At 69.9% G+C, this 11,919-nt stretch carries 6 protein-coding genes, 1 tRNA gene, 1 other RNA gene and 4 pseudogenes; 4 read left to right on the forward strand and 8 right to left on the reverse strand.

The genetic code is table 11. From position 1 onward, the window contains the following. Window position 1: 1 nt before the first annotated feature. The 4 genes from QFZ58_RS17475 to ffs all read right to left on the reverse strand — a co-directional run bounded on the left by QFZ58_RS17475 (window position 2) and on the right by ffs (window position 6,249). Window positions 2-1,918 (reverse strand): hypothetical protein, encoded by a 1,917-nt coding sequence (locus QFZ58_RS17475; RefSeq protein WP_307125841.1) that lies wholly within the window; start codon window positions 1,916-1,918, stop codon window positions 2-4. A 460-nt stretch (window positions 1,919-2,378) separates the two neighbouring features. After that, window positions 2,379-3,632, reverse strand: a complete 1,254-nt coding sequence (gene purD, locus QFZ58_RS17480; protein WP_307125842.1) for a phosphoribosylamine--glycine ligase — start codon at window positions 3,630-3,632, stop codon at window positions 2,379-2,381. Window positions 3,633-3,778: 146 nt separating this feature from the next. Continuing rightward, entirely contained in the window at window positions 3,779-6,073 is a 2,295-nt protein-coding gene (locus QFZ58_RS17485; RefSeq protein WP_307125843.1) for a DNA polymerase III subunit gamma and tau, read from the reverse strand. A 79-nt stretch (window positions 6,074-6,152) separates the two neighbouring features. Then, window positions 6,153-6,249: signal recognition particle sRNA small type (ffs, locus tag QFZ58_RS17490), an RNA gene on the reverse strand. A 131-nt stretch (window positions 6,250-6,380) separates the two neighbouring features. Between ffs and QFZ58_RS17495 the strand changes: the two genes are divergently transcribed. Continuing rightward, window positions 6,381-6,468, forward strand: a tRNA-Ser gene (locus tag QFZ58_RS17495). Between the two features lie 342 nt (window positions 6,469-6,810). Beyond that, the gene (locus tag QFZ58_RS17500) at window positions 6,811-7,749 is read left to right on the forward strand and encodes a restriction endonuclease (protein ID WP_307125844.1); all 939 of its coding nucleotides are present in this window, start codon (window positions 6,811-6,813) and stop codon (window positions 7,747-7,749) included. 121 nt (window positions 7,750-7,870) lie between these two features. On the opposite strand, the pseudogene QFZ58_RS17505 reads toward QFZ58_RS17500, so the two are convergent. After that, a pseudogene (locus QFZ58_RS17505) lies at window positions 7,871-8,554 on the reverse strand (site-specific integrase); the annotation flags it as partial. A gap of 693 nt (window positions 8,555-9,247) precedes the next feature. Between QFZ58_RS17505 and QFZ58_RS17515 the strand changes: the two are divergent. Together QFZ58_RS17515 and QFZ58_RS17520 are read left to right on the forward strand one after the other, a co-directional pair. Then, complete coding sequence (locus tag QFZ58_RS17515; RefSeq protein WP_307125846.1) at window positions 9,248-9,706, forward strand: hypothetical protein; 459 nt, start codon at window positions 9,248-9,250, stop codon at window positions 9,704-9,706. Beyond that, window positions 9,703-10,320 carry a hypothetical protein gene (locus QFZ58_RS17520; RefSeq protein ID WP_307125847.1) on the forward strand — a complete coding sequence of 206 codons (618 nt, stop codon included), beginning with the start codon at window positions 9,703-9,705 and terminating at the stop codon, window positions 10,318-10,320. The genes QFZ58_RS17515 and QFZ58_RS17520 overlap by 4 nt, the downstream gene beginning before the upstream one ends. 297 nt (window positions 10,321-10,617) lie before the next feature. Here QFZ58_RS17520 and QFZ58_RS17525 read toward each other — a convergent pair. The 3 pseudogenes from QFZ58_RS17525 to QFZ58_RS17535 all read right to left on the reverse strand — a co-directional run. Next, window positions 10,618-11,148, reverse strand: a pseudogene (locus QFZ58_RS17525) (tyrosine-type recombinase/integrase); the annotation flags it as partial. Then, window positions 11,148-11,393: pseudogene (locus QFZ58_RS17530) on the reverse strand (transposase); the annotation flags it as partial. The pseudogenes QFZ58_RS17525 and QFZ58_RS17530, both read right to left, overlap by 1 nt. Next, window positions 11,375-11,515: pseudogene (locus QFZ58_RS17535) on the reverse strand (IS110 family transposase); the annotation flags it as partial. The pseudogenes QFZ58_RS17535 and QFZ58_RS17530, both read right to left, overlap by 19 nt. Between the last annotated feature and the right edge of the window lie 404 nt (window positions 11,516-11,919).

Consider the following 11,919-nt stretch of genomic DNA (forward strand, 5'->3'; position numbering starts at 1 on the left):
TTCAGACCAGGCGCACGGGCTTGTCCGCGCGGACGCCCACCGAGGAGAGCCAGATCCGCAACGGCTCCGCGTCACCGTCCTCGACGAGGCTGAGGACCGGACCGCTCAGATCCGACCTGCGGCCCCCGTCCACCAGCAGCGCGGGGCCGTCCAGCCAGTCCAGCCCCGGCGCCGCCCCCGCCGTGTCGACGGCGGCGCAGCAGACCATCGCCACGACGTGGTCGGCGAGCAGCTCCGTGCCCGTGCGGGGCGGCTGGAGCGGGAAGACGGGGAGCGGGGCGGAACCCCAGGCGTCCAGGGGATCGGTGGCCGCACCCGCCTGTTTACCGTCCGGCTGCGCGCTGCGCGGCTGGTTTCTGCCCGGCTGCGCGCTGTCCGGCTGTGTACCGCCCCACTGCGTGGTGCCTGGTTGTGTGGTGCTCGGCTGCATGCCGTCGGTCCGGTCGTCGTTCGCCCGGTTGCCGTTCGCCCGGTTGCCGTCCGTCCGGTTGCCGTCCGTCCGGCTGCCGTCCGTCCGGCTGTCCGAGGCTCCGGGGTGCGGCCGGGGGGCCGGGTCCGCCTCGTCACGGGCCACGGCGGCGCCGATCGCGGCCGCCAGCTCCTCGCTGCTCGCGCCGGGCCCGGTGAGGTGGTCGATGACGCGGGCCAGCGTGGGCATCGCGGAGCCGTCCACCGCCGCTGCGCCTGACACTCCGACGGGGACGCTCGTCGCCACCCCCATGGCGTCGAGCACGTGATGGAGGCGGGCGGCCTCGGTACGCCACTTGAGGTCGACGACCTCTTCCGGATACTGCTGCCAGTCGACCGGGGACCAGCCGGGGCCGGGAACCGCCGGGCCGCCGTGGAAGAGCCGCGCGGCCAGCAGGGAGGCCGCCTCGTCGGCCGCGCCCGGCTCCTCGATGAGATCGCAGGCCGGCCGCTCCCCCAGCCGCGAGGTGAAACCCTCGGCCAGCCGGTCCCGCCGGGAGAGCTCCGTCAGCGCGGAGACGACTCCGGCGTCGAGCCGGGAGGGCCAGCGGCCCATCCGCCACGCGGGGAGGGCGACACGGGTCAGCAGCCGGTCCCAGCCCGCGTAGGCGAGGCCCACCTGCTCCTGCGCGGCGATCCGGAGCCCGTAATCCACTTCCTGCGCGCGCACCGAGGCGGCGGCGGCGACGCAGCGCTCCATCTCGGCCGCGTGACCGCGGCAGCCGCGCAGCAGCAGCCGGGCGATCCACCCCACGAAAGCCGCGGGGATCCGGCGCACGGACCGCCCTCCGGACGCGGACGCGTCGGCGACCGCGGCGTCAAGACCGCGTACGAAACGGCGGGCCGCGGCTATGTCGGGGTGGGCCGAGGGGCCGGTGCCCGCGACGACCGGGGCGAGCACCGCGCGCAGCTCGGCGACCCGCATCCACCACAGGAACGGGGAGCCGATGACCAGGACGGGCGCGGAACGCGCACGGCGGCCGTGCCGGTCGCCGCCCAGCCCTTCGGCCAGATCCTTGACGTGCGGCCGGGCCGCCGGGTGTGTGCGGTCCTCAAGCCAGCTGTCGCAGTCCGGGGTCAGCGCCACGGCCGACGGCGCCGGCACGTCGAGCCGGTCGGCCAGGTCCCGGACGAGCCGGTAGAGATCAGGGGCCGCCTCCTCGGTGAGCGGCACCGTGGGGCTGACCGCGGGCCTCGCCCGCGCCACCGCGACGGCCACGCCCACGGCGAGCAGCAGCACGACGGCAGCGCACGCCGTCACCGCCCAGCGGGCAGCGTCCCACCCCGCGCCGCTGACACGCCCCTGGGCGTAGGCGACGAGCAGCACGACGGCCGCGGCCGCGGGCAGGATGGCCACGGCCGCCGCCCTGCTGCGGATGCGCAGCAGAGCCACGGCCCGGGCACGCGCTGCGTGCGCACCGAGCTCCTCAACCGAACCGGTACCGGACACGGCTGGACGTCACCCCCTCTGCCCCCGCGACGGTGTTGGTCACTCCCCCACTGTGGCACCCGCCACCGACAGCGCAATGCCGGTGGGCCAAGTGCCGGAAAGCTTGCGCCGCACCCTAGTTGGGCCCTGGGCGGGCGTCATCCGGATGGCAGAGTCGTCACCCGATGGAATGGCTTTGGGCAAAGCTGCTGACGCGCGGGGGTGCAGGCGTCCGGTGATACGGCGGACAGGGTTCACGGCGGGCGTCAGGCCCTGCCGCAGCCGGTACGGTGCCGGCGATCACGGCAGACCGAGGAGCACGTACCACCCTGCCGCGAGCCGGATCGCACACGAGCGACGGCCCACCGCGAGCCGGCTCGTACACAGCACACACGACGCCCGGGCCGGGCGTCGACGTGACTGTGCCCGGCGCCTCCGGGGAGGGCCGGGCACAGGAACACCGGAATCCGGCCGCGAGGGCTCAGGCTTCCTCGGCGGCCTTGCGGGCGATGTCCGTACGGTGCTGGGAGCCGTCGAGCCGGATCCGCCCGACCGCCGTGTAGGCCCGCTCCCGGGCCTGTGCGAGATCCTTGCCGGTCGCGGTGACGGAGAGGACACGACCGCCTGCGCTGACGACCCTGTCACCGTCCTGCCGGGTCCCCGCGTGCAGGACGAACGCGTGCGGCGCGTCCTGCGCGACCACGTCCGCGAGACCCTCGATCGGGTCACCCGTGCGGGGCGTATCGGGGTAGTTGTGCGAGGCCACGACAACCGTGACAGCGGCGTCGTCGCGCCAGTGCAGCGGGGGGAGCACGTCCAGGGTGCCGTTGGCGGAGGCGAGCAGGACACCGGCCAGCGGGGTCTGCAGCCGGGCCAGGACCACCTGCGTCTCCGGATCGCCGAAGCGGGCGTTGAACTCGATGACCCGTACGCCGCGCGAGGTGATCGCCAGACCCGCGTACAGCAGCCCGGAGAACGGCGTGCCACGGCGTCGGAGCTCGTCGACCGTCGGCTGGAGGACGGTCCGCATGACCTCGTCGACCAGCTTCGGGTCGGCCCACGGGAGCGGTGAGTACGCCCCCATGCCGCCGGTGTTCGGGCCCTCGTCGCCGTCCAGGGCACGCTTGAAGTCCTGGGCCGGCTGGAGCGGCACCACCGTGGTGCCGTCGGTGATCGCGAAGAGGCTCACCTCGGGGCCGTCGAGGAACTCCTCGATGACGACCCGGTCGCAGGCCAGCGCATGGGCGCGGGCTGCCTCGACGTCGTCGGTGACGACGACGCCCTTACCGGCCGCGAGACCGTCGTCCTTGACGACGTAGGGGGCGCCGAAGGCGTCGAGTGCCTCGTCGATCCCGGCGGGTGTGGTGCAGACGTAGCTGCGGGCGGTCGGGACGCCCGCTCCGGCCATGATGTCCTTGGCGAACGCCTTGGACCCCTCCAGCTGGGCCGCCTCGCGTGACGGGCCGAAGCAGGGGATGCCGGCTGTGCGCACGGCGTCGGCGACGCCCGCGACAAGCGGTGCCTCCGGGCCGACGACCACCAGCTCGGCGCCCAGCTCGCTGGCGAGGCGCGCGACGGCGTCGCCGTCGAGCGCGTCGACCGGGTGCAGTTCGGCCACCTCTGCGATTCCGGCGTTGCCGGGGGCGCAGTACAGAGCGGTGACATCGGGGTCGAGGGAGAGAGAGCGGCACAGGGCGTGTTCGCGGGCGCCGCCGCCGATGACGAGGACCTTCACGGGATGCAGCCTAGCCGCCGGGGGCCGCCGGCCCTGACGGGCTCCGCTCCGTGGACAGGGCGGGCGCCGCGGCGCGGACGGGAGGGGCGCCACCGCGTGGAGGGGTGGGGCGCCACCGAGTGGACAGGGCGGGAGCCGACACCGCCCTACTCGTTGCTGAACTCCTCGACCACCGTGGCCCCCAGCTCACGGACGATCAGGTCGTGACCGGAGAGCGCGGAGTCCACCAGGTCGGGGTCGTCCGCCTCCGCGGTGTCGTCCTCGGGCGCGACAGACCGCGGCGGCTCGGGGGCGGACCTGTCGTATCCCCCCGAACGGTCGTGGACCTGCTGACCGGACCGCCCCGGCTGCTGTGAGGGGGGCTGCTGGGCCGGTGACGGCTGCTGCTGGGCGGGGGTGGGCCGGGACGGTTCGTACGGCGCGGCCTGCGGCGCGGAGGGGGGCTGGTACGGAGCGGCTGCCGGAGGGCGGCCCCCTCCTCCGCCGCCACCGGTCTGCGGGGCGAGACCGCCGCCGCCCGACGGATCGACGACCGCGTCGACCCGCCAGGTGGCGTTGAACTGCTCGGCCAGGGCCTGCTTGAGCACCTCTTCGCTGCCACTGCTGGAGAAGGTGTCCCGGGCTCCGGCGTTGAGGAAGCCGAGCTGCAGCGTGGTGCCGTCGAAGCCGGTGACCTGGGCGTTCTGGCTCAGAAGGATCCAGGTGAACCGGCGGCGGTTCTTCACTGCCTCCAGGATGTCCGGCCACATGGCGCGGACCTGGGCGGCACCCTGTGCCAGGTCCTGTCCTCCCGCCGCGGGCGTCTGCGCGACGGGAGGGGCAGGCATCTGGGCCGGGGCGGGCGTGGCTGCCTGCGGAGGCGGTGTCCGGCCCGGCGCGGAGGCGGTCGGCCATCCACCGGGCCGGCGAGTGGTCTCCGAGCCGTTCGCGCCGCCGCCCGGCCCTGCCGCTGCGGGCCAGGCCCCGGGCCGCGGACCGGCGGCCGGATCCGCGGCCGTCGGCTGCTGGACCGGTGCCTGCGGGGCGTGTGCCTGCGGGGCCGGTGCCTGCCGGACCGGTTCCGCTTCGACGTGGGGCTGCTGGGCCGGCGCCGCGGCAGCCGGTGCCTCGGGGGCGGGAGCCAGGTCCCGTGGCACACCGACGGGGGCGCCCCCGGGCGCCTCGCCCCGCGCGGCCGCACGCGCTGCGGCAGGCCCGCCACCGGGCAGCCCGTCACCGGGCGCGTGGCCCTCCGGCCCCGGTACGTAACCCATGGCGGGGCCGGCCCCTGCGGCGGCGAAGGACGCCCCGCGCTCCAGGCGGTCCAGCCGGGCCTGCAGCGAACGCTCGTCGTCGAAGGCGGCGGGCAGCAGCACCCGGGCGCAGATCAGCTCCACCTGGAGCCGCGGCGAGGTCGCCCCGCGCATCTCCGTGAGTCCCTCGTTGACCAGGTCGGCGGCCCGGCTCAGCTCCGCGGCGCCGAAGACGGCCGCCTGTGCCTGCATCCGCTCGACCACGTCGGCGGGGGCATCGATGAGCCCCTTCTCCCCGGCGTCCGGGACCGCGGCCAGGATCACCAGGTCGCGCAGCCGCTCCAACAGGTCGGCGACGAAGCGCCGGGGGTCGTTCCCGCCCTCGACCACCCGGTCCACGACCTCGAAGGCCGCCGCCCCGTCGCCCGCCGCGAAGGCGTCCACGATGGAGTCGAGCAGGGAGCCGTCCGTGTATCCGAGGAGCGAGGTCGCCATGGCGTACGTCACACCGTCGTCACCCGCACCGGCCAGCAGCTGGTCCATGACGGACATCGAGTCACGCACGGATCCGGCACCCGCACGCACGACGAGCGGCAGCACACCGTCCTCGACGAAGCTGTTCTCCTTGCCGCACACCTCCGCGAGGTAACCCCTGAGCGTCCCGGGCGGAACCAGGCGGAAGGGGTAGTGGTGCGTACGCGACCGGATCGTCCCGATGACCTTCTCGGGTTCCGTGGTCGCGAAGATGAACTTGAGATGCTCCGGAGGCTCCTCGACCACCTTCAGCAGGGCGTTGAACCCGGCCGGGGTGACCATGTGCGCCTCGTCGATGATGTAGATCTTGTACCGGCTCGACGCAGGACCGAAGAAGGCCTTTTCCCGCAGGTCACGAGCGTCGTCCACGCCACCGTGGGAGGCGGCGTCGATCTCGATGACGTCGATCGAACCCGGTCCGTTCCGCGCGAGGTCCTGGCAGGACTGGCACTCCCCGCACGGTGTGGGCGTCGGGCCCTGCTCGCAGTTCAGGCAGCGGGCCAGGATGCGCGCGCTGGTCGTCTTCCCGCAGCCACGCGGCCCGCTGAACAGGTACGCGTGATTGACCCGGTTGTTCCTCAGGGCCTGCTGCAACGGGTCAGTGACATGCTCCTGACCGATGACCTCGGCGAAGGACTCGGGGCGATAGCGGCGGTACAGCGCAAGGGACGACACATCTACGAGGTTATCGGGGCGGACCGACAACCGGACCCGCTGCGCATGTGACGCCGGGCGGGACACCGCACCCCGGACACGCAAGGGCCCCCCACGCACCCGCCAGAGCCGACCTACCCTTGCTGCCTTCCGGCCCTGGGGGAGTTCAGTCAGATAGCGCCACGTGAGGGGCTGACGCCCACCTTAACCGATCCCTGCCCCCCGCCGTCCACCCGCTCCCCGCCGAAGCCGGCCCGGGGAGCACTCCGGAACGATCTCCGGGGAACGTGTTCGCGAGCACCCTCCAACGTCTTGTATTGTTTGCGGCGGAGGATTCGCCTAGTGGCCTAGGGCGCACGCTTGGAAAGCGTGTTGGGGGCAACCCCTCACGAGTTCGAATCTCGTATCCTCCGCCATTGCTCTCACCGGGCAATACGTCGAAGGCCCCCGCTGCTTGCAGTGGGGGCCTTCGACGTTGAGGGTTGCAGTTTGGGTTGCAGTCGTCACAGTCACCGCCGATCCGACGCCTGCTGCACGCACTGCGGAGATGATCCCCGCGCTAGCCACCAGCGGCTGCCATCACCTGCTACCGCCCCATGTCGCGCCGAGAGGCACCACCCGTGGACTCTGGCGCCATCTGTCCGACCGCTCCACGGATGTGAGGCGCTCAGTCACCCCACGAGACGGTGCGGCGCCGAGTAGCATCATCTGACCGATATGACGGGTCATCAAGCACATCAGGGCCATAGGCGTGAAAGGTGGCAGTCGAGCCCGTGTCCATGAAGCCAATCAGTCCGGCCGCGTACGGTGCGCTGGAGGCCGCCCTCAAGCACATTTTCTGGTACAAGAACGACCTGGAGGGCTTCATCCGCCGGTGGGCGAAGGGCCACCCGGAGCTGGTCGCCGGGATCAACTTCTCCGGGTACAAGTGGCAGACGGCCGAGGACTTCGTGGATCGTCTCCATGCAGATGAGTCGCGCTATACGGAGCTTGCCCTACGGCTCATGGTCGAAGTCTCAGAGATGACCAGTTTTCCCAAGCTGCGGCGACTGCCGGACGCCGACGCGCTCATAGCCGAGGCGCGGGAAGCCGTTTTCGAGCTGAAGAAGTGCATCGACCGCCACCGCGGCCTGATCGCTGATGATGCCAAGTTCGCCAACGACCTCGCGGCTCACCAAGCGGTCACGGACAGCCGGCGCAGCTTCTCCGAGCGGCTGAGCGAGCTGAAGGGCGAGTTCCTGCGCCTCGAGGCGGAACCTAACCGCCAGAAGGCTGGACGCGAGTTCGAGCCCTTCCTCAACCAGCTCTTCCGCCTGTTCGACCTGGACCCAAGGCTGTCCTACAACCTGCCCTACGAGCAGATCGATGGATCCATCACATACGACACTGACGTCTACGTCGTAGAAGCGAAGTGGCTCAAGGAACCAGTCGAAGTCCACTACCTCGGTAGCTTCGTCGAGAAGGTGCGGCACAAGACGACGAACACGCTCGGGCTGTATATCAGCGTCCGTGGCTTCACCAAAGGTGCCAAGGCGCGCTACGCCGACGGGACCTGCTTCATCACGATGGAAGGCGTCGACCTCTTCCTTGTGCTCGATGGCCACATCACGCTCGACGAGCTCCTCAGCCGCAAGAAGCGGCATGCCAACGACACCGGAAGCTGCTACTTCCCTGCGTCACTGATCCTGAACGAATAGCCAGTGCACGAGAGATCGACGACGAGTAGATGGCTGCGTCAGTGGGTGACGTGAAACCCACGCGTGGGGGAGACCTTGGGGCTCCCCCACGGCCTCCCCTCACACTTGATGTCTCTCGCCGCTACCGATACCTACCGGCAGGCGGCTCCTCCGGTAGTGGCCAGAGCAGGCCGCCAATCTTGTCGGCGGTGTCCGTGAGTACCCGGTTGGTGAGGTGCTGGTAGCGGCGACGCATCCGGGCGGACTTGCCGGGCTCCCAGCCCATGATCGCGTCAACGACCGTGTCGGGAACGCCAAGGATCAGCAGGACGGTCGCGGCCGTGTGGCGGGCGTCGTGGAGGCGGCCCGCGCGCAGACCGGCCGCCTTGAGGAGGTCCTTCCACTCGTGGTGGTCGGTGTTCGGGTTGAGGGGCTCGCCGGTCGTGGAGGCGAAGACGTACCCCTTCTCCGTCCAGAGGCCGCCGGCCAGTCGGCGGTCTCGCTCCTGCGCACGTCGGTGCTGAAGCAGAAGCTGCACCAAGGGCTCGGGAATGCCGATGGGTCGACGTCCGGCGCGAGACTTGGTGTCCTTCGTCTCACGGCGGATGTTGACCTTCTGAGGGCAGTAACCGGGCTTGCGCCCGCAGCGGTTGCCGCAGCCGTGCTCGTACCGGGGCCCTAGCCGGTTGCGGTGGACCGTCATGACCCGAAGTTCGAAGTCCATGTCTGTCCACTTGAGACCGAGGACCTCACCCTGACGCAGCCCCAGGGCAAGAGATACGACCCAGCGCGCCGGGTGCCGAGTCTTGTTGGCCAGGTCCAGAAGCTTGTTCCGGCCCATCCGGCACGCGGCGCCGGGCGGCCGGCCGGTGGAGAGCTGCACGAGATGGAAGCTGCGGTGCTTCTCGCCGACAGCGACGTCCTGCTGCGCCCCGGAGGTCCGCTGGAACCCGTCGCCGAGTGGGTCGCCGCGTTTCACAGCGTCGGCCTAGCCCTCGCCGATGGCGTCCAAGACGGAACACTCAACCGCGGGCTGCGACAGGTGCTCAGCTACCACGTGATCTTCCACTGGAACCGACTCAGTTTGTCCATGCGAGGGCAGAGCATCCTCGCCTGGGCCGCCAAGGCAGCGATCCTGCACCGCGACGGGCAATAAGCTCGCCCTTTCGGTTGCGGCGATGAGGCGTCGTTGGGGGGTAACTAGCGGGTGGTCGAGGCGGTTTCGGTCTTCGGACAGGGCGGAGACCCGGCGCGGTGGTCGGGCTCTCCAAGGTCCTTCGGGTCGTGGGCGGTCAGGGGTTTGCCGGTCAGTCGGCCGAGAGTGCCACAAATCCCACTGCCGTGTGGCTCCCTTGGGCCCATATCTCTCGAACGGGTGGAGATAGCTGGCCCTAGCTCTCGGCGGGCCGTTAGGAAGGCAGGACAGCCTGCGTCGGCCTGGAGCCGGCGCTGGGATCTCCGCTGCTGACCGAGGAGAAGAACGATCAAGCCCTTCATAGCCCCGGAAGAATCCACGACGGTGCCACCAGGAACACGCGTATCCAGCGCCGATATCGACCTCGACGCGCTCCCTCCACATACCCTCGTCGTCAAGGACGGCCAGGTGACGCCGATAGGTAAAGTGGTCATCGCGAAGGTGGCCAACGACCTGACCGCCGCCTGCCTGGGGGCTGACGACCCGCAGGCCGCGATTCAGCTGGTCCTGCAGCTCATCCCCAAGCACATGGCAGAGATCGCCAGCCGACACAGCAACGTCGAACCCAGCCCGCTGCGCGGTGCCCTGAACAGCATCGTTTGGTCCGAGTGTCTGGAGCGACGCCCGGGCCGCGATGCACTGACAGGTGACCGAGCGGACGGCCAGCCGGACACCGACAACACCTGGCACGACCGTCTGCCGTGCACCCACCAGCACGGCCACATCGACCACCACCGTGACGCCCTCGGCCGGGACTGGCAACGAACGGAGATTCTGGGATGACGCTCCTGACCCGCGAACGCCTTTCCGCTACCTCGGTCCACATCTACCGAGGAAACACCGGGCAAGCGAAACCCTTTCTGCTGCGTCGTGACGGTGACCGCTTCATCACCACCTACGATCCCAAGCGCGCCGACGTAGGCACAGCAGCCGTGCTCACTCGTGCGCTTCTCTCCTCCGAGGGCATCAGTGTCTCCGAAGTGGTCCTCGAAGACCACGACCCCGCTCTGACGAACCTGTACCACGCTGCCTCGAAGCTCCTTCTGGACGTCGAGATCACCCGAGGGCCGCGAATCACGACGCCCGTCGTGAGGGTCGTCAGCCAGGACCCCATGCAGGCGACGTACTTCATCCCCAAGAAATGGGATCTGCTCGACGCACTCGACATGCTGCCCACCGCCTTCGCCGACGCCCGACCTGAGGCGGCCCGCCAGCTGAAGATGCTCGAACAGGCCAAGAAGGACTCCGAGGGCAATATTGACCATGCTCTCGACGTGATGGCCAGGCTGATCCTTGAGACTGACGACCCGGACAGCGTCTACGACGAAATGCTGCGCCTGCTCGATCAGTACCGCACCGAAGAGACGTCAATCGACACCCCCGCCACGGCTGCCTGACTCAATCGACGAGTACACACGAGCCGGCAGCAGCCGAGCGCAAGAGGCGGCTCCGGGGTTGCAGTTTGGGTTGCGTTCACCGGCGTACAGCGCCGTTCAGAAGCTCCATGTGCCTCTGCTGCTCCGCAGGTAAGGACGTTCCCGCACCTCCCCGAACCCCACACGAACATTTGGAAAGCGTGTTGGGGGCAACCCCTCACGAGTTCGAATCTCGTATCCTCCGCCATTGCTCTCACCGGGCAATACGTCGAAGGGCCCCACCGTCCGCGGTGGGGCCCTTCGACGTTGTCCTCGGACCCCGTTGTCCTGGTTTTCGTTCACAGTGGGTGTCTCCAGGGCCCCAGATGGTTTTGCTGATCTCCACGTCCTTGAGCATCGCGCCGGACACATGCAGATACCGAGCCCTCATACTTGCGGACGTACCCGGCTCCCACCTCAGATCTGGTCGATGACGCGGGCCGGGACATCGAGCAGCATGAGCACACGGTGGCGGCCGTGTGCCGAGTGTCTTGCAGCCGACCGTTCCGGACCCCCCCCCGTCTTCGAGTAGCCGCTTCCAGTCGTGGTAGTCCGTGTTCGGGCTCAGCGGGCCACCCAGCGGCTGAGCGAACACGTAGTCCGACTCGACCACAGGTCACCGGCCGCCTTGCGCTCGCGCGCCTGCGTCTCGGCATGCGCCCGGAGCATCGAGACCAGCGGGCCGGACAGGGGCACCGCACGCCGGCCCGCCCGGGACTTGGTGTTCTTGGTTTTGCGCCGGACCTGCACCTTGTCCGGGCAGTACCCCAGCTTCCGGCCGCAGGGTGAGGCTTCCGGGCACCCGTGCTTGCACCAGTGGCAGCTTCAATGTGGTCGGCGGCGGTGTTGGATCCGGCGTTGCCGGACCGCAGCAGGGCAGTCACCGGTTCTCCGAACCCAGTCTGGCCATGGTCGACGAACGCGACGAGCGGATGACAGCCGAAGGCCTTCTTCCGGACCGCGATGGCGTCCTGCTTCCCGGAGTGTGCAGGGACCAGCACGCCGTCGATGTCCACTATCACCTGGCCGTCAGCGGGTCGGCGATCCGGCACATGGCGACGCCGGACGGGTAGGCGACCTTGCAGCCTGCATAGCGGGCGACGGTGGGCGGTAGATCTCCGACAGAGGCGGCTTGGTCCACGATCACCAGCACGGTGCCGAACTTCGCGGTCAGCTGGCGAGCGGGGCGTGGGCCGCAGCCCCGCCTCCTCGATGTGAGAGGAGGGGCATGGTGAAGCGTCTTGCTGCTGGCTGCGGCCGAGATAACCCTGTCAGCCCCTCGCCCGGCTGTGCGGTAGAGCTGGTGCTTACGGGTCGACCCGCCCGGAACGAGCTACTGTTGAGAAGTGGGCTTCTCGGACCCGGATATCTGCGAATGTCGCACCAGCGGTTGCGCCGCTGCTAGCGTGGACCTTGGTCAAAGTGGTGAACGTCGCCCAGCCTCAGCGGCTGTGTCCCGGGATACAGCTATGCCCCGAAGTCCGCCTGATCGCTGCGGGCGGACCTCGGGGCAGGGAGCCAAATCATGCTTCTTGCCTCGGGCTGTATGCAACCAGGTGCAGTGACAGAAGTTCCAAGGCG

It is taken from the genome of Streptomyces sp. B1I3 (assembly GCF_030816615.1).
Classification (GTDB): domain Bacteria; phylum Actinomycetota; class Actinomycetes; order Streptomycetales; family Streptomycetaceae; genus Streptomyces.

What these genes read in the sequence shown, in the direction of transcription:
- QFZ58_RS17520 (WP_307125847.1), top strand. Translation starts at nt 9,703, where the DNA reads ATGACGCTCCTGACCCGCGAACGCCTTTCCGCTACCTCGGTCCACATC.